21 protein-coding genes and 3 tRNA genes are annotated in these 23,347 nt (G+C 73.5%); 17 read left to right on the top strand and 7 right to left on the bottom strand.

Going from position 1 to position 23,347, the window contains the following annotated elements; genetic code table 11:
* Positions 1 to 12: 12 nt before the first annotated feature.
* Positions 13 to 1,008: an endonuclease/exonuclease/phosphatase family protein gene (locus EAD89_RS09010; RefSeq protein ID WP_121675410.1), complete on the bottom strand. Its 996-nt coding sequence runs from the start codon at positions 1,006 to 1,008 to the stop codon at positions 13 to 15.
* A 338-nt stretch (positions 1,009 to 1,346) separates the two neighbouring features.
* Between EAD89_RS09010 and EAD89_RS09015 the strand changes: the two genes are divergently transcribed.
* The 9 genes from EAD89_RS09015 (at position 1,347) to EAD89_RS09055 (ending at position 8,675) form a co-directional block, all read left to right on the top strand.
* Complete coding sequence (locus EAD89_RS09015) at positions 1,347 to 1,850, top strand: hypothetical protein (RefSeq protein WP_121654227.1); 504 nt, start codon at positions 1,347 to 1,349, stop codon at positions 1,848 to 1,850.
* Between the two features lie 233 nt (positions 1,851 to 2,083).
* A complete protein-coding gene (locus tag EAD89_RS09020) occupies positions 2,084 to 3,133 on the top strand; it encodes a MoxR family ATPase (protein WP_121654226.1) in 1,050 nt (349 codons plus the stop codon).
* Entirely contained in the window at positions 3,130 to 4,167 is a 1,038-nt protein-coding gene (locus tag EAD89_RS09025) for a DUF58 domain-containing protein (RefSeq protein WP_121675411.1), read from the top strand. The genes EAD89_RS09020 and EAD89_RS09025 overlap by 4 nt, the downstream gene beginning before the upstream one ends.
* Positions 4,164 to 5,123: a VWA domain-containing protein gene (locus tag EAD89_RS09030; protein WP_121654224.1), complete on the top strand. Its 960-nt coding sequence runs from the start codon at positions 4,164 to 4,166 to the stop codon at positions 5,121 to 5,123. Before EAD89_RS09025 ends, EAD89_RS09030 begins: the two co-directional genes overlap by 4 nt.
* Before the next feature lie 39 nt (positions 5,124 to 5,162).
* Complete coding sequence (locus EAD89_RS09035) at positions 5,163 to 6,023, top strand: S1C family serine protease (protein WP_121654223.1); 861 nt, start codon at positions 5,163 to 5,165, stop codon at positions 6,021 to 6,023.
* Between the two features lie 110 nt (positions 6,024 to 6,133).
* Entirely contained in the window at positions 6,134 to 6,430 is a 297-nt protein-coding gene (locus EAD89_RS09040) for a hypothetical protein (protein ID WP_121654222.1), read from the top strand.
* Between the two features lie 34 nt (positions 6,431 to 6,464).
* Positions 6,465 to 6,890 carry an alternative ribosome rescue aminoacyl-tRNA hydrolase ArfB gene (gene arfB, locus EAD89_RS09045; protein ID WP_121654221.1) on the top strand — a complete coding sequence of 142 codons (426 nt, stop codon included), beginning with the start codon at positions 6,465 to 6,467 and terminating at the stop codon, positions 6,888 to 6,890.
* A gap of 116 nt (positions 6,891 to 7,006) precedes the next feature.
* Entirely contained in the window at positions 7,007 to 8,005 is a 999-nt protein-coding gene (locus EAD89_RS09050) for an aldo/keto reductase (protein WP_121654220.1), read from the top strand.
* Positions 8,006 to 8,078: 73 nt separating this feature from the next.
* Positions 8,079 to 8,675 (top strand): TetR family transcriptional regulator, encoded by a 597-nt coding sequence (locus EAD89_RS09055; RefSeq protein WP_074317675.1) that lies wholly within the window; start codon positions 8,079 to 8,081, stop codon positions 8,673 to 8,675.
* A 15-nt stretch (positions 8,676 to 8,690) separates the two neighbouring features.
* Here the strand turns inward: EAD89_RS09055 and EAD89_RS09060 are convergent, their stop codons facing one another.
* Positions 8,691 to 9,557, bottom strand: a complete 867-nt coding sequence (locus EAD89_RS09060; RefSeq protein ID WP_121675412.1) for a 3-methyladenine DNA glycosylase — start codon at positions 9,555 to 9,557, stop codon at positions 8,691 to 8,693.
* 34 nt (positions 9,558 to 9,591) lie between these two features.
* A complete protein-coding gene (locus EAD89_RS09065; protein WP_121675413.1) occupies positions 9,592 to 11,028 on the bottom strand; it encodes a hypothetical protein in 1,437 nt (478 codons plus the stop codon).
* Between the two features lie 174 nt (positions 11,029 to 11,202).
* Between EAD89_RS09065 and EAD89_RS09070 the strand changes: the two genes are divergently transcribed.
* The 4 genes from EAD89_RS09070 to EAD89_RS09085 all read left to right on the top strand — a co-directional run bounded on the left by EAD89_RS09070 (position 11,203) and on the right by EAD89_RS09085 (position 12,620).
* Positions 11,203 to 12,006, top strand: coding sequence for a fumarylacetoacetate hydrolase family protein (locus tag EAD89_RS09070; RefSeq protein WP_121654217.1), 804 nt, complete (start codon positions 11,203 to 11,205; stop codon positions 12,004 to 12,006).
* Positions 12,007 to 12,114: 108 nt separating this feature from the next.
* Positions 12,115 to 12,186 (top strand) — tRNA-Gln (locus EAD89_RS09075).
* A gap of 134 nt (positions 12,187 to 12,320) precedes the next feature.
* Positions 12,321 to 12,393 (top strand) — tRNA-Glu (locus EAD89_RS09080).
* Positions 12,394 to 12,547: 154 nt separating this feature from the next.
* Positions 12,548 to 12,620, top strand: a tRNA-Glu gene (locus EAD89_RS09085).
* A gap of 152 nt (positions 12,621 to 12,772) precedes the next feature.
* Here EAD89_RS09085 and EAD89_RS09090 read toward each other — a convergent pair.
* A complete protein-coding gene (locus EAD89_RS09090; RefSeq protein ID WP_036374687.1) occupies positions 12,773 to 13,459 on the bottom strand; it encodes an IclR family transcriptional regulator in 687 nt (228 codons plus the stop codon).
* Positions 13,460 to 13,508: 49 nt separating this feature from the next.
* On the opposite strand from EAD89_RS09090, the gene leuC reads away from it, so the two are divergent.
* From leuC to EAD89_RS09110, 4 genes are all read left to right on the top strand, one after another.
* Entirely contained in the window at positions 13,509 to 14,954 is a 1,446-nt protein-coding gene (gene leuC / locus EAD89_RS09095; RefSeq protein ID WP_121675414.1) for a 3-isopropylmalate dehydratase large subunit, read from the top strand.
* 14 nt (positions 14,955 to 14,968) lie between these two features.
* Positions 14,969 to 15,556 (top strand): 3-isopropylmalate dehydratase small subunit, encoded by a 588-nt coding sequence (leuD, locus tag EAD89_RS09100; protein WP_121654215.1) that lies wholly within the window; start codon positions 14,969 to 14,971, stop codon positions 15,554 to 15,556.
* Positions 15,557 to 15,728: 172 nt separating this feature from the next.
* Positions 15,729 to 16,385: an HU family DNA-binding protein gene (locus EAD89_RS09105; RefSeq protein WP_199733452.1), complete on the top strand. Its 657-nt coding sequence runs from the start codon at positions 15,729 to 15,731 to the stop codon at positions 16,383 to 16,385.
* 139 nt (positions 16,386 to 16,524) lie between these two features.
* Entirely contained in the window at positions 16,525 to 18,555 is a 2,031-nt protein-coding gene (locus tag EAD89_RS09110) for an endonuclease/exonuclease/phosphatase family protein (RefSeq protein ID WP_121675416.1), read from the top strand.
* 149 nt (positions 18,556 to 18,704) lie between these two features.
* Here EAD89_RS09110 and EAD89_RS09115 read toward each other — a convergent pair whose 3' ends face one another.
* The 3 genes from EAD89_RS09115 to EAD89_RS09125 form a co-directional block, all read right to left on the bottom strand.
* Complete coding sequence (locus tag EAD89_RS09115) at positions 18,705 to 19,583, bottom strand: NUDIX hydrolase (protein ID WP_121652218.1); 879 nt, start codon at positions 19,581 to 19,583, stop codon at positions 18,705 to 18,707.
* A complete protein-coding gene (locus EAD89_RS09120) occupies positions 19,571 to 21,091 on the bottom strand; it encodes a CYTH and CHAD domain-containing protein (protein WP_121675417.1) in 1,521 nt (506 codons plus the stop codon). The genes EAD89_RS09115 and EAD89_RS09120 overlap by 13 nt, the downstream gene beginning before the upstream one ends.
* 25 nt (positions 21,092 to 21,116) lie before the next feature.
* Positions 21,117 to 23,347 (bottom strand): RNA degradosome polyphosphate kinase (locus EAD89_RS09125; protein ID WP_199733453.1); only part of this gene is annotated, 2,231 nt, incomplete at its 5' end.

The raw sequence follows: 23,347 nt of genomic DNA on the forward strand, positions 1-23,347 counted from the left end.
GGGCGGGGTGGGTCAGGGGGTGGGTAGGCGGAGGGTGGTTAGGACGGGGCGATGGTCGGTGCCGGGTAGGTCGTGCACCGTCACGGAGTGGACCGCGATGCGGCGGTCGACCAGCACGTGGTCGATGGTGACCGGTGGGATCAGGTCGCCGTCGTACGGGCCCCAGGTGCCGGTCAGCCCCGCCCCGGTGGCGTCGGCGGCGTCGACGTAGCCGGTGCGCAGCAGGGCTCGCAGCGGGCCGTGATCGAGGGTGGCGTTGAAGTCCCCGGCGAGGATCCGCAGGCCACCGTCCGGTGTGGCCGGTGGTTGGGCGGTCAGATCGCCGCGCCAGGCGTCGACCTGGTCCAGCGCGTACGGCGCCGAGGGGTGGGCCGATTCGACGCGGACCGGGGGCGCGCCGGGGACGGCCAGCGTGCCGTACGCCTGACTGAAGCCCCAACCGCCGCGGTTGTGCCGGATGCCGGCGTCGGTGATCGGCCAGCGCGAGTAGAGCCCGGAGCCGGGTGTGCCGATCTGCGCGTTGAGCTGCCGGTGGGGCAGCAGCCGGTCGAGACCGAGCCGGTCCAGGGCGGCTTGCGCGTCCGGGGTGAACTCCTGCACGGTGAGTACGTCCACCCGGTGCCGCCGGACCAGCTCGACCAGCGTCGGCGCGTCGGCGGAGCCGGCGAGCAGGTTGGCGGTGAGCAGCCGCACGGTGGGCCCGCCTGCCGCCGGCTGCGCACCGGCCACGGCCCGGGGCGCGACCACGCCGAGCAGCGCCGCCGCGGCCAGCGCCGCGACCGCCGCCGGCCACCAGCGCCGTAGGGCGAGCGCGAGGGCCAGGGCCAGGACGCTCCAGCCCGCGACGTACGGGGTGAAGGCGAGCGCCTGCACCAGCGGCCCCCGGTCCAGGCCGGCCAGCCGGGCGCTCGCCCAGGCCGCCGTCGGTACGACCGCCAGCCAGCAGAGCACCGTGCTGATCCGGTCGGCGCGGCGTCGGGCCGGCGCGGGCGGGGCGTCGACGATCATGGCGGTCAGCCTAGCCGGAACTCCCCACGCTCAATTTGTGAATGGTGATGCGCTCACATTTCACAATTATCTGACGGCTGACCGACAGCTCGATAAAGCGAGATCAACTATTGACGTTCGGCTTTTTCCGGTGCTACGTTCCATCTGGCCTAAACGACGCAACTCTGAGTAGTAATCCCAGCTCAGACCGGATGTAGATCGTTGAGAAATCAACCTCACCAGGTGCGCGTGAGATAGCTTCCTCCGGGCTCATTGTCGTCGTCCACCTATTACAGGCAATCATCCGTCCCGCCTTGCGGGTCGGTCGAATTCGCACGGTCACACAAGGGGGACCTGTCATGAGCACATCTTTCCGACGTAAGGCGGCGGCCATCACGTTCGCTGTCCTGGGGCTGAGCCTGGCCGGTGGCGGGATCGCCGTCGCCCAGCCCACGGCGAAGGCGCCGGACGCCGTCCAGCCGGCGGCGCGCAGCACGAACGCCCAGCCGCCGGTGACGGCGGAGTCGGCCCGCAGTGCGAAGGCCGCACTGAAGTCCGGTGCGACCACACTCGCCGCCCGCACCACCATCGTGGTCGTCAACGCCAACGGCACCAGGGCGCGCGGCGTCGGCACCGTGATCAAGTACGGCGTCGGCCAGTACGAGGTCCAGTTCGCCTACACCGTGACGAACGCCGTCTTCGTGGCCACCATCGGGCGGGCTGACGCCTGCTGCGTCCCGCCGCCCGGCGAAATCTCGGTCTCAGCTCGGCTGGGCACGCCGAACGGGGTCTTCGTGCAGACCCGCAACTCGGCGGGTACTCCGGCCGACCTGGGCTTCCACCTGGTCGTCCACACCTCCTGACAGCTCGGGTGCCGGCCCTGGTCGAGGGCCGGCGCCCCGGGTTGTCCCGTTGAAGCCGCCGGCCCGTCCGGCGGCTTCGCCCTGCACCCGGTCTGCCGCCGTACGCGTGGGTCGTGCCGTCCCGGGGCCGTTGTCACCCGACCGGACAGTTCATCCCGGGCGGGGGCGCCATCGGGCACTTCGGCGCTGATAATCCGACGTTTGCCGGGCAGCCGCCCCGGGAAGCAAGCACCGTGACGGACATCTCGGACACCCTGGCCAGCATGCCCAGCGCGGTCGATCCCGAGCCGACCGGCGTCGAGCTGGAACAGACCCTCTTCGAGGTCAAACGCGTGATCGTCGGGCAGGATCGGCTCGTCGAACGCCTGCTCATCGCCCTGGTCGCCAACGGGCACTGCCTCCTCGAAGGGGTCCCCGGCGTGGCCAAGACGCTGGCCGCGCAGACCCTCGCCACCGTGGTCGGTGGGACCTTCTCCCGGATCCAGTTCACCCCGGACCTGGTCCCCTCCGACATCGTCGGCACCCGGATCTACCGGGCCTCCAAGGAGACCTTCGACATCGAGCTGGGCCCGATCATGGCCAACCTCGTGCTGGCCGACGAGATCAACCGGGCCCCCGCGAAGGTCCAGTCGGCGCTGCTGGAGGCGATGGCGGAGCGGCAGGTCTCCATCGGTGGGCGCAGCTGGCCCGTCCCGACACCGTTCCTGGTGCTGGCCACCCAGAACCCGATCGAGTCCGAGGGGGTCTATCAGCTCCCGGAGGCCCAGCGCGACCGCTTCCTGATGAAGGTGGTGGTGGACTACCCGAGCGACGCCGACGAGCTGGCGATCCTCTACCGGATGAGCACCGACCGGCCGAGCCCGCGCCAGGTGCTCGACGCGCAACGGCTGCGGGACCTCCAGGTCCACGCCGAGCGGGTCTTCGTCCACCACGCGTTGGCCGAGTACGTGGTCCGGCTCATCCTCGCCACCCGCGACCCGGGCCGGTTCGGGCTACCCGAGCTGGCGCCACTGCTGGCGTACGGTGCCAGCCCGCGCGCCACCCTCGGCCTGGTCGCCGCTGCCCGGGCCCGGGCGCTGCTGAGCGGGCGGGAGTACGTGCTGCCCGAGGACGTCCGCGAGCTGGCGGTGGACGTCCTCGCGCACCGGCTGGTGCTCTCGTTCGACGCGGTCGCCGACGGGGTCTCGGCCGAGGGCGTGGTGCACCGGCTGGTGGAGGCCGTGCCGCCGCCCCGACTGGCCAACGGCCACCCGCAGCAGGCCCCCGACCTGGCGGCGGCATGAGGCGCGTCGTCGCCGCGCCGGCCGATCCCGGCCTTGCCGAGCTGGCTCCGGACCAGCGGTTGCGCCGTCTGGAGCTGACCGTCACCCGCCGGCTGAACGGCCTGCTGCACGGCCAGTACCGCGGCCTGCTGCCCGGTCCGGGCAGCGAACCGGCCGGCAGTCGCGAGTACCGGCCGGGCGAGGACGAGGTCCGCCGGATGGACTGGGCGGTGACCGCCCGGACCGCCGTGCCGCACGTCCGGCAGGTCGACGCCGACCGGGAACTGACCACCTGGTTGCTGGTCGACGCCAGCGCCAGCATGGAGTTCGGCACCGCCGAGCTGGACAAGCGGGAGTTGGCGGTGGCCGCGGTCGCCGCCATCGGCTTTCTGACCGCCGGAGTCGGCAACCGGCTCGGGGCCCAGGTGCTGCGCGCCGACGGGGTTCGGCGCTTTCCGGCCCGCAGTGGACGTACCCACCTGCTCGGCCTGCTCCGCGCGCTGCTGGCCGCACCGCGCGGCACCGCGCCCGGCGACGGGCCAGGCGACGGGCCCGGGCCGCCGGCCGGGGTGTCGGCGCCGGTCGGGCCGCCGGAGCTGGCGGACGGGCTCGACGCCGTGCACCGGGTCGCCAACAGGCGTGGTCTGGTCGTGGTGGTCTCCGACTTCCTCGACGGCCTACCCGACGACCCCGGCGAGCCACCGCCCTGGGAGCGGACGCTGCGCCGGCTGGCCGTCCGGCACCAGGTGCTGGGGATCGAGGTGACCGACCCGCGTGAGCTGGAGCTGCCGGACGTCGGCCTCATCACGCTGGTCGACCCGGAGACCGGCCGCCGGCGCGAGGTGTGCACATCGGACCGCCGGCTGCGGGAGCGGTACGCCCAGGCCGCGGCCGCCCAGCGCGACCAGGTCCACCAGGCGCTGCGGCGCAGCGGCGCCACCCATCTGGCGCTGCGCACCGACCGGGACTGGAGCGCGGACATCGTCCGGCATGTGCACGCCCAGCGCCGGTTGGCCGCCGCGCCGGCCGGAGTCGCCCGGGGAGGTGTCGCGTGATCTGGCAGTCGCCGCTGCGACTGTGGCTGCTGCTCGGCGTGCTCGCCCTGGTCGTCGTGTACCTGGTGATGCAGCGTCGACGCAGCCGGTACGCGGTTCGTTTCACCAACCTGCGGCTGCTGGACCGGGTGGCCCCGGAGCGGCCGGTGTGGCGCCGGCACGTCCCGGCGGGGCTGTTCCTGGCCATGCTGGCGTTGCTCGTGGTCGGCTTCGCCCGGCCCACCGCCGAGGTGAAGGTGCCCCGGGAACGCGCCACGGTGATGGTGGCGGTGGACGTGTCCACCTCCATGCTCGCCACCGACGTCGACCCGGACCGGCTGGCCGCGGCGAAGCAGGCGGCGCGACGCTTCGTCGACGGCCTGCCCGACGAGTTCAACGTCGGTCTGGTCGCGTTCGCCGGCAGCGCCGCCGTGCTGGTGCCGCCCGGCACCGACCGGGAGGCGCTGGAGGAGGGGATCGGCCGGCTCGCCGAAGGGGTCACCGGCGTGCAGGGCACCGCGATCGGCGAGGCCATCAACACCTCGCTCGGCGCGGTCAAGGGCTTGGACAGCCAGGCCGCCACGGAGACCCCGCCGGCTCGGATCATCCTGCTGTCCGACGGCGCGAACACCTCCGGCATGGACCCGATGGAGGCGGCGGCGGACGCGGTGGCGGCGGAGGTGCCGGTGCACACCATCTCCTTCGGCACCCCGTCCGGGTTCGTGGACCGCGGCGGGCGGCCGATCCAGGTGCCGGTCGACGGGCAGACCCTCAAGGCGGTCGCCGACGAGACCGGCGGGATGTTCCACGAGGCCAGCACCACCGAGGAGTTGCGCGCCGTCTACGACGACATCGGCAGCTCGGTCGGCTACCGCACCGAACGGCAGGACGTCTCGGCCCGGTTCATCGGCCTCGGACTGGTCTTCGCGATGGGTGCCGCCGCAGGCTCGATGCGCTGGTTCTCCCGGCTTCCCTGACCCGCCGCGCGCAACGGACTTCGACCGTGAGGAGTACGCATGGCAGTGCAGACCGGACTGGGTGAACCGCGCGGTCCCTGGTTCATCTCACCGGAACTCGACCCGGACGGCCGCGGGTTCTGGGACGCGCCCGGCACCGGGCGGGATCCCGGCGGGCGGCGACCGGGCCGACTCCTCGCCGCGCTGGCGGTGGTGGCGCTCTCCGCCGTCTCGGGCGCCGTGGCCGGCGGGGTGGTGGCGGGCCGGGACGGCGGTCCGGGCGAGGCCGCGGCGTCGGCCGCCCCGGTGCCCGCGGAGTTGGTCACCGCCGCCGAGCGGACCGTGCCCGGAGTGGTGTCGGTGCTCGCCGGCGGCGCGAGCGGCTCGTCCGCGACCGGTTCGGGTTTCGCCATCGACGACCAGCAGCACCTCATCACCAACGACCACATCCTGGCCAAGGGTGGCGGCGGACCGGTGACGGTGGAGCTGCCCGACGGCCGCCGGTACGCCGCCGAGGTGGTCGGCCGGGAGCCGCGCAGCGACCTGGCGGTGCTGAAGGTGCCCGCGTCGGCCGGGCTCGCCCCGTTGCCGCTGGCCAAGCCGGGCGCCACCCGGGTCGGTGAGCCGGTGCTCGCGGTGGGTTCGCCGCTCGGTCTGTCCGGGACGGTAACCGCGGGGATCGTCAGCGCGTTGGACCGTCAGGTGCGGCTGGGCAACAACCGGCACAGCGCGGTGCAGACCGACGCGTCGATCAACCCCGGCAACTCGGGTGGGCCGTTGGTGAACGCCCGTGGGGAGGTGGTCGGGGTGAACACCGCGATCGCCACCATCGACGGGAACGGCTCGATCGGCATCGGCTTCGCCATCCCGATCGAGCAGGTCCAGCAGACCGCCGACACGATCATCGGCAAGGGCGGCTGAGCTGCCCGGACAGCCCGGCGGCGGCCCGTGGGATCGCCACCACTGTCGGATATCCGGCCCGAGAGCATCGGGCCATGGAAATATCACACTCGGTATGGATACTGGCTGAGGTGGAGCGTCCTCTTCTCGTGGTCCTCCTGCTGGTGGGCCTGGTCATCGGAATCGCAGTGGGGTCGGCGTACACCCGCGCCCGGCGCGGGTGGAGTGACTACCAGACCGTCAAGAAGTCGGTGCCGGGTGCCCGCCGCAGCGCGTGGCTGCTGATCCGGGCCGTCGCCACCAAGGCCGGGGTGATCGCGCTGCTGCTGGTCGGCGCGGCGGCGTACGCCGCGGTCGGCTCCGACGATGAGACGGCGGGCCCGGCACCCAGCCCGTCGGCGACGCAGAGTGAACCGCCGCACCGGTGACCCCGGGACCGGCGGTGCGGGTTAGCCTCGGGGCGTGGACGACGGACTGCGGGTGACGGACCGGTGGGTCGTCCCCGCCGGGGAGCTGCGGGAGCGCTTTTCCCGCTCGTCCGGGCCCGGTGGTCAGGGTGTGAACACCGCCGACTCCCGGGTCGAGCTGAGCTACGACCTGGCCAACTCGCCGGCCGTGCCCGAGTCGGTCCGGTCCCGGGCGCTGGCTCGGCTGGCCAACCGCCTGGTCGACGGGGTGCTGACGATCGCCGCGAGTGAGCATCGGGCGCAGCTGGCCAACCGGGAGGCGGCCCGCGAGCGGATGGCCGCGCTGCTGCGCGAGGCCGCCGCGCCGCCGCCTCCGCCGCGCCGGGCCACGCGTCCGTCCCGGGGCGCCAAGGAGCGCCGGCTGGCCGAGAAGAAGCGCCAGTCCCAGCGCAAGCGCGACCGCCGCGTGGATGGCGAGTAGTTCGTCCCAATTTCCTCGGCAGGCTCCGGGGTCCTTGCGGTCACTGGATGACAGAATCTGGAATCTGTCAGCCAAAGGATGTACGCTCAACGGGTCACTCCAGGAGAGGAAGACTCATGAACACCCGCACCCTCGGCACCACCGGCCCCACCGTCTCCGCACTCGGGCTCGGCCTGATGGGCATGTCCGACCTCTACGGCGCCGCCGACGAGGCCGAGAGCATCGCCACCATCCACGCCGCGTTGGACGCCGGCATCACGCTGCTGGACACCGGCGACTTCTACGGGATGGGCCACAACGAGCTGCTGCTGCGTGACGCGCTGCGCGGCCGCAACCGGGACGACGCCGTGATCAGCGTCAAGTTCGGCGCGCTGCGCGACATCGAGGGCGGCTGGAACGGCATCGACCTGCGACCCGCCGCGATCAAGAACTTCCTGGCGTACACCCTGCGCCGTCTCGGCACCGACCACGTCGACATCTACCGCCCCGCCCGGCTCACGCCGGACGTGCCCGTGGAGGACGTGGTGGGCACCCTGGCCGAGCTGGTCAAGGCCGGTCACGTCCGGCACATCGGCCTCTCCGAGGTGAGCGCCGAGACGCTGCGCCGGGCGCACGCCGTGCACCCGATCACCGACCTCCAGATCGAATACTCGCTGATCTCCCGCGACCCCGAGGCCGAGATCCTGCCGACGGCGCGCGAGCTGGGCGTCGGGATCACCGCGTACGGGGTGCTGTCCCGGGGCCTCATCAGCGGCCACTGGACGGCGCAGCGGGAGACCACCGGCGCCGACTTCCGCAGCCACCTGCCCCGGTTCGCCGGCGCCAACCTGGACCGCAACCTCGCCCTGGTGGACGCCCTGCGCGCCATCGCCGAGGCTCGCGGCGTCACCGTGGCGCAGATCGCCATCGCGTGGGTCCTCGCCCGCGGCGAGAACATCGTGCCCCTGATCGGCGCCCGGCGTCGGGACCGGCTGACCGAGGCGCTGGGCGCCGCGGCGATCACCCTGACCGAGACGGACCTGGCCGCGATCGAGGCCGCCGTACCGGCCGGCGCGGCCGCCGGCGCCCGCTACGACGAGGCGCAGATGGCGCACCTGGACAGCGAGCGGGCATGACCGCCCGGCCGTGGCGCGACCGCCGGCCGGGGGCCGCGCCACGGCCGTCCGCGCGGTCAGGAAGGCTGGAGGGATGAGCGACGCCACCGCCCTGACGGCCGACCGCATCCTCGACACCGCCGAGGAGGTGCTGCGCCGGTACGGGCCGGCCAAGGCCACCGTGCTGGATGTCGCCCGCGCGCTCGGCGTCAGCCACGGCAGCGTCTACCGCCACTTCGCCAGCAAGGCGGCGCTGCGCGAGGCGGTCGCCGAACGCTGGCTGGCCCGGGTCTCCACCCCGTTGATCGAGGTGGCCACCGGCCCCGGCCCGGCCCCGCAGCGGCTACGCCGTTGGCTGGCCGAGCTGAGCGGCACCAAGCGCCGGATGGCCCGCGAGGACCCGGAGCTGTTCGACAACTTCCACCAGCTCGCCACCCTCTCCGAGGGCGCGGTCGCCAACCACCTGGAGGTCCTCGCCGGCCAGCTCAGCCTGATCGTCGCGGACGGGGTGGCGGCCGGCGAGTTCAGCGTCCCCGACCCGGCGGTCGCCGGACGGGCGCTGTTGCAGGCCACCGCCCGGTTCCACCACCCGTCCCACCGCACCGAGTGGAGCGAGCCGGGCCTCGACGACGACATGGCAGCGGTGGTCGCGCTGCTCATCGACGGTCTCCGGACCCGCCCGGCGAGCTGAGTCGGCCGCTCCCGGTCAGGCCGGCACGGCGGCGAGCAGCCGGTCGCGCAGTACGGCGGCCCGGTCGGCGAACCCGCGCTGCGCGGCGGCGTACTCCGCCCGGCCCTCCGGCGTCTCGACGCGCACCGGCGGATGACCGAGCGCGGCCAGGTCGTACGGGGACGCCCGCATGTCCAGGGTGCGGATCTCCCGGGCCAGCTCGAAGCAGTCCGCGACGAGCTCCGAGGGCAGCAGCGGCGACAGCTTGTACGCCCACTTGTAGAGGTCCATGTTGGCGTGCAGGCAGCCCGGCTGCTCAAGCGCGTGCTGGCTCTCCCGGGTCGGGGTGAGCACGTTCAACGGCCGGGCCGGCGGCGTGAAGAACCGGAACGCGTCGAAGTGGCTGCACCGCACGCCCCGCTCCTCGACGATCGCGGCGGTCCGCTCCGGGTCCAGCCGCAACGGCCAGGCGTTGTGCCGCAACTCCTCGCGGGTCTGCCGGTAGACCATCGCCCACTCGTGCATCCCGAAACAGCCGAAGTGCGGCGTCCGCCCGGCGGTGGCCGCCAGCAGCGAGCGGATCCAGCCGATCGAGTCGCCGCGCCGCGCGCGTACCGCCTCGGTGTCGAGGGTGACCCCGACCTCGGTGGCGCGGTAGTCACGGCCGAACTCGGCCGGATCCGCGCCGCGCAGCTCGACCCCGGCGCCCGGGTGCCAGCGACGCAACTGGGCCGGGCGGTGCGAGTAGTAGGTGAAGAGGAAATCGGCCACCGGGTGCCGCTCGCCGCGACGGCGGCGGGCCAGGTGCGGGGTCAGCCAGGCGTCCACCCGCTCCTCGTGGGCCCGGCGGCGGGCCTGCCAGGCCGCCACGTCGAGCACGGCGGGGGCGAGGGCGGCGGTCACGGACCCCAGGGTACGACCGCCGCCCGCCCACCGGTCAGGGCATGTCCACCCGCACGCCGGCGGAGAACACCCCGCTGCGCAGCTCCAACTGCCGGGGCGGGTCCCGCCCGTCAACGGTGAAGACCAGTGGGAGCACCACCCGGCTGCCCGCGGCGACGGGATCGGCGAAGACGTCCCGACCCAGGTTGGCCGCCCGGGTGGCCGGCTCGTCGGTGCTCACCCAGCGCCCGCCGGGCAGGTAGGCCCGTTGCAGCTCGCCGTGCCAGGGCTGCAGATCGCCGGTGACGTTGCGCACACCGACGGTGGCCTGGCAGCGCCGGCCGGCGGCCGACGCCGTACCGCCGTCGGCCGGCCGAGCGGAGCCCGCCGCACCGCAGGACACCCGGTACACGGTGAACTCGAACGCCGACTCGCGCAGCGGCACGCCGACCGGACCGGACACCGCGGTGCCCATCCACGCGCCGCTGGTCGGCTGCTTCTGGGTGTCGATCGACGCGACCCGGCGGGTCGCCGTCCAGCCGGCGGCGCCCAGCACGCCGGCCAGCACCACCACCGCCGCACCGACCAGCAACCAGACCGGCGGGGTACGCCGACGCGTCGCCGGGCTCGGGGCGGACGGGCGCGGATAGATCGTCCCGCGTCCGTCGTCGGGCCCCCGGTCGGCCGCCAGGGCAGCTGCCGTCACCCGCCGCCCACGCCGGCGACGCCACACCCAGAACACACCGGCGCAGAGCAGCAGCAGGACGGCCAGCCCGGCCAGCAGCACCGGGATCCGCCGCCAGGGCGGGGCCTCGGTGACCTCGGCAGCGGGCGCCGCCGCCGCCTGCCAGGTGGCCGTGGCGCAGTCGTACGGCCGGCTGCCGTCGCTGGTGAACGCGCAGGCCGGCGCGGTCATCGCCTGGCCCGGCGCGGTCGCCGCGAGCGCCGTGCCCAGCGTGGTCGAGCTGTGCGCGGGCAGCCTCAACCGCCAGGTCACCTCCGCGGTGGACCCGCCGGCGCGGGTGGCCCGCCCGCCGGAGCTGATCGAGGTGGCCGAGGCGCCGGGTGGCAGCTCCTGGCGCACCGTGGTGTCGACCGGTGAGTTGCCCACGTTGCGGACCTGGATCCGGTACCGCGGCGCGGGGCTGCTCTCCGGGGCGACCGCCACCGTGACCGGCGGCGGAATCGTCTTCGCCGGTCTCTTCGAGGGCGGCGCCATCGCCGGCGGCGCCGACGGTGGGGTGGCCTCCGCGGTCGCCGCGAGGGGCGCCCGCGCGGCCACCGCCACCGGCGGCGGCGCGCTGGCGACCGGCAGCGGCGTGGCCGCCGTCGGTCGTGGCGTGACCGCCGTTGTCTGTGGCGTGACGGCCGGTGGTCGTGGCGTGGCCGCCGCCTCCGGGGCCGCCGCGGGCAGGGCCGGCACGGCGGCGAGGATGCCGAGGCAGTGCACGAGCACTGCGAGGGCTCTGTGGTGTCGTGTCGATGCAGGCATACGAACGAACCTCCGGAGCCGACGCTAGGGGCGGGCTGCCTCCGTGCGGGTACGAAGTCGGGAAGCCGGCCCGCACCGTCAGGGCCTCGGCTAAGGTGGCCCGTCCTGACGGCTTGAGCACACCCGGCAGCCGGTCCTGGCCGGTAAACCCGGCGGCGGGGCTAGATTGGCCAGGTGCGTATCGCTCGTTTCGCTCATGCCAAGGGAATGTCGTTCGGGGTCGTCGAGGGCGAGGCGGAGGCCGGGCCGCAGAGCCTGACCATCGCCGAGATCGAAGGCCACCCGTTCGGCCAGCTCTCCTTCAGTGGGGCCCGCTGGGCCCTCTCCGACGTCCGTCTGCTCTCGCCGATCCTGCCCAGCAAGGTGGTCTGCGTGGGTCGCAACTACGCCGACCACGCCGCCGAGCACGGCTCCGAGGTGCCCAAGGAGCCATTGCTCTTCCTCAAGCCGTCCACCTCGGTGATCGGTCCCCGGGACGCGATCCGGCTGCCGATCTTCTCCAAGCAGGTGGAGCACGAGGCGGAGCTCGCGGTGGTGATCGGGGCGCCGGGGGCGCGCCGAGCCGACCGGGCCGCCGCCGAACGCGCCATCTTCGGCTACACCTGCGCCAACGACGTCACCGCCCGGGATCTCCAGCGCTCGGACGGGCAGTGGACCCGGGCCAAGGGCTTCGACTCGTTCTGCCCGATCGGTCCGTGGATCACCACCGGTCTGGACGTCTCCGACCTGGAGATCCGGTGTGAGGTGGGCCGCAACCCGGAGGAGATGGAGGTACGCCAGCTCGGCCGGACGAAGGACATGGTCTTCGACGTGCCCGGCCTGGTGTCGTACATCTCGCACGTGATGACGCTGCTGCCCGGCGACGTGGTCCTCACCGGCACGCCGGCCGGGGTTAGCCCGCTCGTCGAGGGGGATACGGTCACCGTGCGGATCGAGGGCATCGGCGAGCTCACCAACCCGGTGGTCCCCGTCGCCTGATCCGTCCGATGCCCCTGTTTCCGCAGCTCACGGGCGGTTCAGGGGGATTGGATTTGGCCTGCCGGCACCGGGAGGGTAATGTTCACTCCCGGCGCCGCAAGGGGCCAATGGGGTATGGGGTAATTGGCAGCCCGACTGATTCTGGTTCAGTTAGTCTAGGTTCGAGTCCTGGTACCCCAGCGCAGCTGGGATTCGCGAGAATCCCGGACGCTGGATTCTGATGGAGTTCGACTCCGCCCCTCCGGGGGCGGAGAGTGGTCTCTGGTAGAGTGCAGCTCCTCCGCCCGCGAGGGTGGAGGAGCAGAAGTGGTTCTGGCCCCGTCGTCTAGCGGCCCAGGACGCCGCCCTCTCAAGGCGGTAGCGCCGGTTCGAATCCGGTCGGGGCTACATCAGCGCACAGCCCGTCTCACGTGGTGAGGCGGGCTGTTTCGTGTCCGCCCCACGCGGTCATCAAGGCCCGCACCCCGTGCCGCCCCCCGGGTACGGGTGCCGCTAGACTACCGCTGCACCGTTCGCCAGGGCGGTGATGCAGGAAAGTTCTGGCCCCGTCGTCTAGCGGCCCAGGACGCCGCCCTCTCAAGGCGGTAGCGCCGGTTCGAATCCGGTCGGGGCTACAACCAAGGCCCGTCTCGCACCCCGAGACGGGCCTTCCCCTTTTCCGGTCACCCCCTGCCGCGGCCGCGGTGATCAAGAGGTGCGCGTCAACACGGTGGGCGTGTCGTGACGCGAACCTCTTGATCACCGAGGAGCAGCGGGTGGGGGCGCGTTAGAGGCCGGAGAGGCGTTGGCCGGCTCGCACGACGGCCATGGCGTGGCGTTCGCCGGGGCGGCGGCCGAGGCGTTCGATCGGGCCGGAGATGCTGACGGCGGCGATCACCCGGCCGGTGCGGTCCCGGATGGGGGCGGAGACGCTCGCCACACCGGCCTCCCGTTCGGCGACGCTCTGCGCCCAGCCACGGCGCCGGACCTCGGCGAGGGTGCGGCCGGTGAACTTGCTGCGCGGCAGCAGCGGCATGACCGCCTCCGGCGGCTCCCAGGCGAGCAGGATCTGGGCCGCGGAACCGGCCGTCATCGGCAGCACCGAGCCGACCGGAACGGTGTCCCGCAGGCCGCTGGCACGCTCCGCCGCCGCCACGCAGATCCGCTCGTCGGCGCGGCGCAGGTAGAGCTGTGCGCTCTCGCCGGTGGCGTCGCGCAGCGCGGCCAGCAGCGGTTCGGCGGCGGTCAGCAGGACGTCCGGCGCGGCGTTGGCCAGCTCGCCCAGGCGCGGGCCGGGGCGCCAGCGGCCCTGTGTGTCCCGGACCAGCATCCGGTGAATCTCCAGTGCCTGCGCCAGCCGGTGCGCGGTGGCCCGGGGCAGCTTCGTGCGCTCAACGAGTTCGGCCAGGCTGGCGCCGTCGACGCAGGCGGCCAGGATGACCACCGCCTTGTCGAGAACGCCGACACCGCTCATACTGTGTCCCACAAGCCGAAACTTACCTCCCAGAATTTAGGATGTCCAGATGGTGGGAGTCACTCCTGAGCCGAGGACCCTGGCCGAGAAGGTCTGGGACGCGCACGTCGTACGGTCCGCCGCTGGTGAGCCGGACCTGCTCTTCATCGACCTGCACCTGCTGCACGAGGTGACCAGCCCGCAGGCGTTCGACGGGCTGCGGCTCGCCGGGCGCCGGGTGCGCCGTACCGACCTGACGCTCGCGACCGAGGACCACAACACCCCGACCGGGTACGCCGATCCGGCGTTCCGGTCCCGCCGTGGTGACCTGCTCACCATCGCGGACCCCACGTCGCGGACGCAGATCGAGACGCTGCGCCGCAACTGCGCCGAGTTCGGCGTGCGGCTGCACCCGCTCGGCGACGACAACCAGGGCATCGTGCACGTGATCGGCCCGCAGCTCGGGCTCACCCAGCCGGGCATGACGATCGTCTGCGGCGACTCGCACACCGCCACGCACGGCGCGTTCGGCGCGCTCGCCTTCGGCATCGGCACCAGCGAGGTGGAGCACGTGCTGGCCACCCAGACGCTGCCGCAGAGCCGGCCGAAGACCATGGCCGTGAACGTCACCGGCCGGCTCGCCCCCGGGGTCACCGCCAAGGACCTGGTGCTCGCGCTGATCACGCAGGTCGGCACCGGCGGCGGTCGCGGGCACATCGTCGAGTACCGCGGCGAGGCCATCCGTGCGCTCTCGATGGAGGGGCGGATGACCATCGCCAACATGTCCATCGAGTGGGGCGCCAAGGCCGGCATGATCGCGCCGGACGAGACCACCTTCGCGTACCTCAAGGGTCGGCCGAACGCGCCGCAGGGCGCGGACTGGGACGCGGCGGTCGAGTGGTGGCGGACGCTGCCCACCGACGAGGGCGCGCGCTTCGACGCCGAGGTGACCCTGGACGCCAGCCGGATCACCCCGTTCGTCACCTGGGGCACCAACCCCGGGCAGGGCGCGCCACTGAGCGCGGCGGTGCCGGACCCGGAGGAGTTCGGCACCGACTCCGAGCGTGCCGCGGCCCGCCGCGCGCTGGAGTACATGGACCTGCGCCCCGGCACGCCGCTGCGTGAGCTGCCCATCGACGTGGTCTTCGTGGGCTCCTGCACCAATGGCCGGCTGGAGGACCTGCGGGCCGCCGCCGACGTGCTGCGCGGCCACACGGTCGCCGAGGGGGTCCGGATGCTCGTGGTGCCCGGCTCCGCCGCCGTGCGCGAGGCCGCCGAGGCCGAAGGGTTGGACAAGGTCTTCGCCGACGCCGGCGCCGAGTGGCGGTTCGCCGGCTGCTCGATGTGCCTGGGGATGAACCCCGACACGTTGAAGCCGGGCGAGCGCTCCGCCTCGACCTCCAACCGCAACTTCGAGGGCCGTCAGGGCCGGGGCGGTCGTACCCACCTGGTCTCTCCGCCGGTCGCCGCCGCCACCGCCGTGGTGGGTCGGCTGGCCGCCCCCGCCGACCTGTAGAAGGGACCGACGAGATGGACAAGTTCACCACCCACACCGGCACCGCCGTGCCGCTGCGGCGCTCCAACGTGGACACCGATCAGATCATCCCGGCCGTGTACCTCAAGCGGGTGACTCGGACCGGCTTCGCCGACGGACTCTTCAGCGCCTGGCGCGAAGATCCGGCATTCGTGCTCAACGATCATTCGTATTCCGGGGCGTCGATCCTTGTCGCCGGTCCGGAGTTCGGCACCGGATCCTCCCGCGAGCACGCCGTCTGGGCGCTGCGGGACTGGGGCTTTCGCGCAGTCGTGGCCCCGCGCTTCGGCGACATCTTCCGCGGCAACGCACTCAAGGAGGGTCTGCTGCCGGTCGAGTTGGAATTGAAAGCCGTCGAAGAATTGTGGGACCTCGTCGAGGCGGATCCGAGCACGCCGGTGACCGTCGACCTGACCGCTCGCCAGCTCCGGGCCGGGGGCGCCAGCTGGTCTTTTCCGCTGGACGACTTCAGCCGGTGGCGGTTGCTGGAGGGCCTGGACGACATTGGACTCACCCTTCGGCACGCCGCCGACATCGACGCCTACGAGGCGGGCCGACTGCCGTTCCTGCCCTCGGTGGCATAGCCGTACGCCCGACCGCACACCGGATTCCGCCCCCATCGGTCCAACCGGTGGGGGTGAATCCGTTACGACACAAGGGCTTTTTTCCACCGAATGTTTGTGTCCCGGCAGCACAGGGCATACCGTGCGCGCAGAATGGCTCGCGTCGAGTCAGTTGCACAATCGGGAGGAAGTCGTGAACAAGGCCGAGCTCATCGAGGCGCTCGCCGTTCGCCTGGGGGACCGGAAAACGGCGACGGCCGCGCTCGACGCGGTCCTCACTGAGGTCCAGGCAGCGGTCACCAAGGGCGAGAAGGTGGCGATCACCGGATTCGGAGCGTTCGAGAAGCGTGTGCGTGGCGCACGAACAGCGCGCAACCCGCGTACCGGCGAGGCGGTGAAGGTCAAGAAGACATCTGTCCCCACCTTCCGTGCCGGCGCCGGGTTCAAGGAGATGGTGGCCAGCGGCAAGGTGCCGAAGGCCACGGTGGCGGCGAAGAAGACCGCCACCACCACGGCGAAGACCGCCGGCACCAAGGCGGCGGGCACCAAGGCCACCACGGCCAAGGCGGCCAGCAAGAAGACCGCCCCGGCCAAGGCGGGCAAGACCACCACAGCCAAGGCCGCCGCCAGCAAGAAGACCGCCCCGGCCAAGGCGAGCAAGACCACCACGGCCAAGGCGGCCGCCAGCAAGAAGACCGCCCCGGCGAAGAAGAGCGCCGCGGCGACCAGGTCCACCGCGGCGAAGAAGACCACCGCGACGGCGAGCAAGAGCACGGCGGCCAAGAAGACGGCGGCCAAGAAGGCCCCGGCGAAGAAGGCCCCGGCCAAGAAGGCGGCCAGCAAGCGCTGACCGACCCGCACGAAAGGGCGTCCACCCGCAGGGTGGGCGCCCTTTCGGCGTACCCGGACCGTTGACCCGGCGGGCCGGCACGCGCAGAATCGCCGTGCCGGCCCCCCTTTGCCGGCCCGCCGACGGGAAGAGGGCGCCGGTGCGCTACCGCCAGCTCACCACCGGATCGCTTGCGCTGGGCGTCATCCTGCTTCTCGACGTGCTGCGGGTCTGGCTGCCCGGCATCATCACCATCTTCGGCCAGGCCGCGTCCACCCCGGCCGAGCTGATGGGCGCGTTCGCCCTCGGCTGGTTCGTGCTGGCGCTGGCCGCACCGCCGCTGGTCCGCCGGGTGGGCGCCCGGCCGGTCACCGTCGCCGCCGCCGTTGTGCTGGCCGGCGCCCGGCTCGCGCTCACCGCCGCTCCGGGCGGTCGTACGCAGCTCTGGCTGGCCACCGCCGGGCTGTTGGCCGGTCTGGTCTGGCTGGTCGGCGTCGCCGCCGGCACCGACCGACCGGTGCCCGGGCTGGCGCTGGGGTTGGCCGCCAACGCGGCCGTGCACGCGCTGCTGGACACGTACGACCTGGTCTGGCGGGGTGATTGGGTGGCCTGGCTGCTCAGCGCCGTCGCGGTGACGCTGTTCCTGCTCGGCACGGCGTTGCCGACCGTGCCGGCCGGCCCCGGTGGCGCCCGGGCCTGGCTGCTGGCCGGGCCGGCGCTGCTGCTGGCCGGGATGGTGGCGCTCGCTCCGGCGGTGGCCCGGACCGGAACCTCGTACCTGGTCGCGGGGGACGGCGTGGCCCGCTCGCCGCTGGTCGGGCTGGCCCCGGTGCCGGTGGCGGTCGCCGGATTTCTACTGGCCGCACTGGTCCGTCCGCCCGCGCGGTGGGGCCGGGCGCTCGGGCCGACGGCCCTGCTGGCCGGAGCGCTGCTCTTCGCGCTGGACCGGGGCGACCTGCTCGTCGCGGCCGTCCTGCTCACCGCCGTCGGTCTCGGCGCTTGCCTCGCCCTCACGGACGACGCCGGACGACCCGGCAGCGGCGTCGACGCCGGACGACCCGACACCGGCGTCGACGCCGGACGACCCGACAGTGGCGACGACGCCGGACGACCCGACAGTGGCGACGACGCCGGACGACCCGGCAGCGGCGTCGACGCCGGCCTTCTCAAAGGCGTCGGCGGCGTCCAGGGCAGCGCGCGTTCGGCGGGCCGCCGGGGGTACGCGGTCGCCGCCGGGATGCTCGTCTTCGCGGTCGGGGCGGTCGGGTACTACTCCGCCTACGACCTCGGTTACCCCAACGGCGCGGTGCCGGTGATGGTCGCCGCGCTGGTCGCCGTCGTGGCCCTCGTCGCCCGTCCCGCCGGCCGGCCGGTCCCGGCGCCGTTGCCGCCGCTGCGGACCACGGCCGCGGTCACCGCGCTGGCCCTGCTGGCGCCGCTGCTCGCCGACGACGTGCCGGTGGCCGGCAACCGGGACGGCCCGCCGGATCGGTTGACCGTGGTGGCGTACAACGTCCGGATGGGCTTCGGGCTCGACGGCCGGTTCGACCTGGCCGGGCTGACCGACGTGATCGACCGGCAGCGCCCCGACGTGGTGCTGCTCAGCGAGGTGGACCGGGGCTGGCTGCTCAACGGCGGCCACGACACCCTGGACCTGCTGGCCGACCGGCTCGGCATGCCGTACGTCTTCGGGCCGGCCGCCGACCCCGTCTGGGGGGACGCCGTGCTCAGCCGTTGGCCGGTGACCGATCCGCGGACCGTGGCGCTGCCCGCCGTCGGGGCGCCCACCGGCGCGCAGGCCCTCGCGGTCACCCTGGACCTCGGCGACGACGTCCGCGCCGCCGTGGTCAGCACCCACCTGCAACCACCACCCGGCCATGGTCCGGTGGTCCAGGCCCGCGCGGTCGTCGACTTCGCCACCGGGTACGCGGCCGGCCGGCCCCTGGTGGTGGCCGGCGACCTGAACACCGAACCGGGTGACGAGGCGTTCGCGCAGTTCACCGAGGCCGGTCTGGTCGACGCGCTGGTGGCCGCCCGACCGCTGGCGACGAGCCCGGCCGACGACCCGCGCCAGCAGATCGACCACGTGTTCGTCTCGCCCGGCCTGACCGCCAGCGGCCCGGTCGCGCCACGCGGTACGGCCAGCGACCACCTGCCGGTCGCCGTCACCCTCACCCTCCCACCCCGTTGACCCCGCGCCTGATCCACTCCGGATCGGCGATCTCGGGTTGTCCAGGCCAGCGGGACGCCCCGACATCGCCGATACCGGGTGGATCACGAAGGCGACGGCCGCACGCCGGAGACCGCAGTCGGGCGGCGGCTACAGGCGGTCGGCGGCGGCTACAGGCGGTCGGCGGAGAGCAGCCGGTCGGCGGAGAAGGCGAGCAGCCAGCCACCGCCCTTCGGCGTGGTGAAGTCCTCGTCGACGCGGCCGGTCAGCTGCTCCAACGCGCCCGGCAGCACCTTGCCCTGGCTGCACACCGCCACCCGCCCGCCGGCGCCGACCAGCTCCAGCAGCCGGGCGGCGGTGGCGAGGACCTGCTCGTCGAGCTGCTGGCCCGGCTGCGGCTCGTCCAGATCGCCGCAGATCTCGATCGGCAGGTCGAGCAGCGCGGCAGCCGGGTCCAGGGTCTGCACACAGCGGCGCGGTGAGGCCGACACCAAACGGGCCGGCCGGACCAGGGCGACCAGGGCGGCCAACGCGTACGCCTGGGCCCATCCCTCGGCGTCCAGCGGCCGGCCTGTGTCCGGCCCGGTCCAGGTGGCCCGCTTGCCGGCGTGCCCGTGCCGCAGCAGCGCCACCGTCCCGGTCACCGGTGGCAGCGCGGCGAACGCGCCCAGCACCTCGGCGTCGTGCGGGTAGCTGACCAACCGGATCGCGTCGTCCACGGCGACCCAGCGCACGTCGTCCACCTCCGTGCCGGGCTGGAAGCCGCCGCTGCCCACCGCGAGCATCGACCAGTAGTCGACCAGCTTCGGCTGGCCCTCGCTGCGGTAGCGCACCGACGGCAGCCGCACCTGCGGCACGCCCTGCACGTCGGATTCCTCGGCCACCTCGCGTACCGCCGCGACCAGCGGGTGCTCGCCCGGCTCCAGCTTGCCCTTCGGCAGCGTCCAGTCCCCGTAGCGCGGACGGTGCACGACACAGACCTGCACACCGTCGGCGGTCGGTCGCCAGGCCACCCCACCGGCCGCCCGGATGCCGGTCACGGCAGCCATCGGGTCCGCCGTCGCCGGGTCGCCCTGTGCCAGACGGCGGGGAAGCGGGCGCGCATTCGGCGTACCGTCTCGCGTTCCCGTTCGGCCAGCCGGCCGGCGGTGACCGCCAGCTCGTGGTCGTCCGGGCGGCCGGCCGCGAGCGCCAGCCAGGTGTCCGCGGCGACGGCGGCGTCCTGGTGCTCGCCCAGCACGTCCTGAACCCGGGCCAGCGCCCGGGCCAGCCGGCGCGGGCCCTTGCCGAGGGCCGGGACCACCGCGTTGACCGCGTACCGGGCCTGCTTGCCCTCCTTGCGCACGGTGTGCCAGCGGTCGTCGGGGGCGAGTGGGTCGAGGGCGTGGACGCCGTCCGGCCCGGTCAGTTGTCGCCACGGGCGGGCCACCAGCCCGGGCAGCGCCCGCTCCGCCGGTGCGGCCGCCCGGCGGGTGAGCCGGGGGGCGCGGGCGGCCAGCACCAGGGCGTCCACCAGGGCCCGGTAGCGCGGGGAGCGCAGCGCCTCGTGCACCGCGGCCAGTGCCAGGCGCTGCCGTTCGGCGAGCGCCGCGTCCAGCCGGTCCACCGCGCCCGGGTCGAGTGGGCTGAGCGGATCGGCGGTCGCGGTGCGCCGCAGCCGGTCACGCAGCACCTCGGCGTCGCGGGCCGCGCCGAGCACGTCGGCCAGCCAGCGCAGCTCGGCCCGCAGGGAACGGGACCAGCTCTTGCGGACCAGCGGCGCGAAGGTGCGCAGGTCGGTGCGCAGCCGCCGGCAGGCGACCCGCATCTGGTGGACGGCGCTGTCACCGCCGCCGCCCGGGGCGTGCAGCCGGACCAGCGGGTCGTGCGCCAGCAGGCGGCGGACTTCCTTGCGGACCGCCTCGGTCACGACGTCTCCCGCGCTCGGGTCGGCCGGCAGCCCGGCCGGTGCGACCAGGTCCGGCTCGGCCTGCGCCGCCGCGCCCAGCGCGCGTACGTGCTTCGGAACGAACGTTCCGCCCCGCGCGCCGGCCTCCCGCAGCACCGCGCCGATCCGGTCCAGCAGTGTGCGGTCGCCGGCCTTGAGCTCCACCTCCAGCTCGCGAAAGGCGCCGGTGGTGGCGCCGGCGTCGTCGAGCACGGTCACCCGGTCGTCGACCACCTCGGCGAGCACGGTGCCGGCCCTGTCACACACCTCGTGGGCGTGCCGGACGGTCCGCACCACCGTCACCGGCGCCAGCGGCGCTCCCCGGTGCAGGGCGGTGACCAGCTCCACCAGCTCCGGCGGTGGCTGCCCGACCGGCCCGGGGCGGGAGATCTCGTGCCGGACGCCGGGTGTCGACGTGGGCAGCTTCACCGTCCAGGGCAGATCGTCGCCCCGGCGGTGGCGCAGCGAGGCGCCGGCCCGGGCGAGGCGCAGGTCGACGGTGTCGAGGTAGCGGGCGACCAACGTCACCGGCGGCAGCGCGCGGACCCGCCCACCGGCCGGGGTGGTGGCGGACAGGTCCGGCAGCACGTAGGCGTCGTCCACCTCGTGCTTCCGCTCCTCCTCCACCATCAGGTCAGCCTATGCCGCGACCCGGTCAGCCGGCGGTGCCACCGACGCGGCGCAGCAGCAGTTCCTGGAGATGCTGCCGGGTCGCCTCGTCGCCACCGGTACGCCGGCTCCAACAGCCGTCACCGGCCAGCTCGAACGCGTCCACGTCGGGGCTCATCGCCAGGTTCAGCACCTGGTCCAGCTCCGCTCGCGCCACCGGGTCGCTCACCTGCACCAGCGCCTCCACCCGCCGGTCCAGGTTGCGGTGCATCAGGTCCGCCGAGCCCATCCAGAACTCGGCGTTGCCGTTGTTGCCGAACCGGAAGATGCGGGAGTGCTCCAGGAACCGGCCGAGGATCGAGCGGACGCGGATGTTCTCCGACAGCCCCGGCACCCCGGGGCGCAGCGTGCACATGCCCCGGATGAGCAGGTCCACGTGCACACCGGCCTGGGAGGCCCGGTACAACGCGTCGGTCACCCCCTCGTCGACCAGTGAATTGACCTTGAACTGGACGAGGCCGGGCATGCCGAGGCGGACGTGCGAGATCTCCCGCTCGATCCGCTCGATCAGGCCGCTGCGGATGCCCTGCGGGGCGACCAGCAGCCGCCGGTAGGCGGTCTGCCGGCTGTAGCCGGTGAGCACGTTGAACAGGTCGGTGAGATCGGCGCCGACCTCCGGATCGGCGGTGAGCATGCCGAAGTCCTCGTACAGCCGCGCGGTCTTCGGGTGGTAGTTGCCGGTGCCGATGTGGCAGTAGCGGCGGATCTGGTTGCCCTCCTGCCGGACCACCAGCGCGGTCTTGCAGTGCGTCTTGAGGCCGACCAGGCCGTACACCACGTGGCAGCCGGCGCGTTCCAGGGTGCGGGCCCAGCCGATGTTGGCCACCTCGTCGAACCGGGCCTTCACCTCCACCAGCACCACCACCTGCTTGCCGGCGGCGGCCGCGTCGACCAGCGCGTCCACGATCGGCGAGTCACCGCTGGTGCGGTAGAGGGTCTGCTTGATGGCCAGCACGTTCGGGTCGGCCGCGGCCTGCTCGATGAAGCGCTGCACGCTGGTGGCGAACGAGTGGTACGGGTGGTGCACCAGGATGTCCCCGTCGCGCAGGGTGGCGAAGACGCTGCGCGGCACCTCACCCTCGGCGAGCCGGGGATGGGTGGCCGGCACGAACGGCGGGTCCTTGAGGTCCGGCCGGTCCGCCTCGCCGTAGACCTGCCAGAGCGCGGAGAGGTCCAGCAGCCCGGGCACCCGCAGCACATCCTGGTCGTCCATGTCCAGTTCCCGGACGAGCAGGTCCAGCATGTGATCGGAGATCGAGGCGGCCACCTCCAACCGGACCGGCGGGCCGAACCGGCGCCGCGCCAGCTCCCGTTCCAGGGCCTGGAGCAGGTCCTCGTCGCGGTCCTCGTCGACCTCCACCTCGGCGTTACGGGTGACCCGGAAGAGATGACACTCGACCACCTGCATGCCGCTGAACAGCTGCCCCAGGTGCACCGAGATCAGGTCCTCCACCGGCACCATCCGCACGCCCGGCTGGTCCCGGTCCACCCGTACGAAGCGGGGAACGTTGTTGGGCACCTTCACCCGGGCGAACAGCTCGGAACCACCGTCCGGGTCGCGGACCGCCACGGCCAGGTTCAGCGACCGCCCGGAGATGTACGGGAACGGGTGCGCCGGGTCCACCGCGAGCGGGGTCAGCACCGGGAAGATGGCTTCCCGGAAGTAGGTGCGCAGCCGCTCCCGCTCGGCGTCGCCCAGGTCGCCCCAGCGCAGGATGCGGATGCTCTCGTCGGCCAGCTTGGGCAGCACGTCGTCGACGAAGCAGGCGGCGTGCCGGGCGACCAGTTCGGCGGTCCGCTCGGCGATCAGCTCCAGCTGGGTACGCAGGGGCAGCCGGTCGCCGCCGCGTACCGGAAGGCCGGCGGAGAGGCGGCGCTTCAGCCCCGCGATCCGCACCATGTAGAACTCGTCGAGGTTGCTGGCGAAGATGGCGAGGAACTTGGCCCGCTCCAGCAGGGGGGTGCGCTGGTCCTCGGCGAGCGTGAGCACCCGGGCGTTGAAGTCGAGCCAGGACAGCTCCCGGTTGAGGAACCGGTCCTCCGGCAGCGGCGGGGGAGCAGGCCGTTCCTCGTCCGGCTCGCCGCCGGCCGCCCGTCCCTCTTGCGGCCGCGGCCGCACCCCACCGGCAGCTGGGCCGTCCGTCTCGGTGGACGGGCCGGCGGAGTCGAGGACCTCGTCCAGCCCGGAGGAGGCCGCGGCCGGGTCGGTGTCGGGGG

Source organism: Micromonospora sp. BL4 (assembly GCF_003667505.1).
In the GTDB taxonomy this organism is placed as follows: Bacteria; Actinomycetota; Actinomycetes; order Mycobacteriales; family Micromonosporaceae; genus Micromonospora.

Bases quoted from the DNA above. Each gene is read 5' to 3' on its own strand.
- EAD89_RS09010 (WP_121675410.1), bottom strand. From the start codon at position 1,008: ATGATCGTCGACGCCCCGCCCGCGCCGGCCCGACGCCGCGCCGACCGG.
- EAD89_RS09015 (WP_121654227.1), top strand. From the start codon at position 1,347: ATGAGCACATCTTTCCGACGTAAGGCGGCGGCCATCACGTTCGCTGTC.
- EAD89_RS09025 (WP_121675411.1), top strand. From the start codon at position 3,130: ATGAGGCGCGTCGTCGCCGCGCCGGCCGATCCCGGCCTTGCCGAGCTG.
- EAD89_RS09035 (WP_121654223.1), top strand. From the start codon at position 5,163: ATGGCAGTGCAGACCGGACTGGGTGAACCGCGCGGTCCCTGGTTCATC.
- EAD89_RS09050 (WP_121654220.1), top strand. From the start codon at position 7,007: ATGAACACCCGCACCCTCGGCACCACCGGCCCCACCGTCTCCGCACTC.
- EAD89_RS09055 (WP_074317675.1), top strand. From the start codon at position 8,079: ATGAGCGACGCCACCGCCCTGACGGCCGACCGCATCCTCGACACCGCC.
- EAD89_RS09065 (WP_121675413.1), bottom strand. From the start codon at position 11,028: ATGCCTGCATCGACACGACACCACAGAGCCCTCGCAGTGCTCGTGCAC.
- EAD89_RS09090 (WP_036374687.1), bottom strand. From the start codon at position 13,459: ATGAGCGGTGTCGGCGTTCTCGACAAGGCGGTGGTCATCCTGGCCGCC.
- leuC (WP_121675414.1), top strand. From the start codon at position 13,509: ATGGTGGGAGTCACTCCTGAGCCGAGGACCCTGGCCGAGAAGGTCTGG.
- leuD (WP_121654215.1), top strand. From the start codon at position 14,969: ATGGACAAGTTCACCACCCACACCGGCACCGCCGTGCCGCTGCGGCGC.
- EAD89_RS09115 (WP_121652218.1), bottom strand. From the start codon at position 19,583: ATGGCTGCCGTGACCGGCATCCGGGCGGCCGGTGGGGTGGCCTGGCGA.
- EAD89_RS09120 (WP_121675417.1), bottom strand. From the start codon at position 21,091: ATGGTGGAGGAGGAGCGGAAGCACGAGGTGGACGACGCCTACGTGCTG.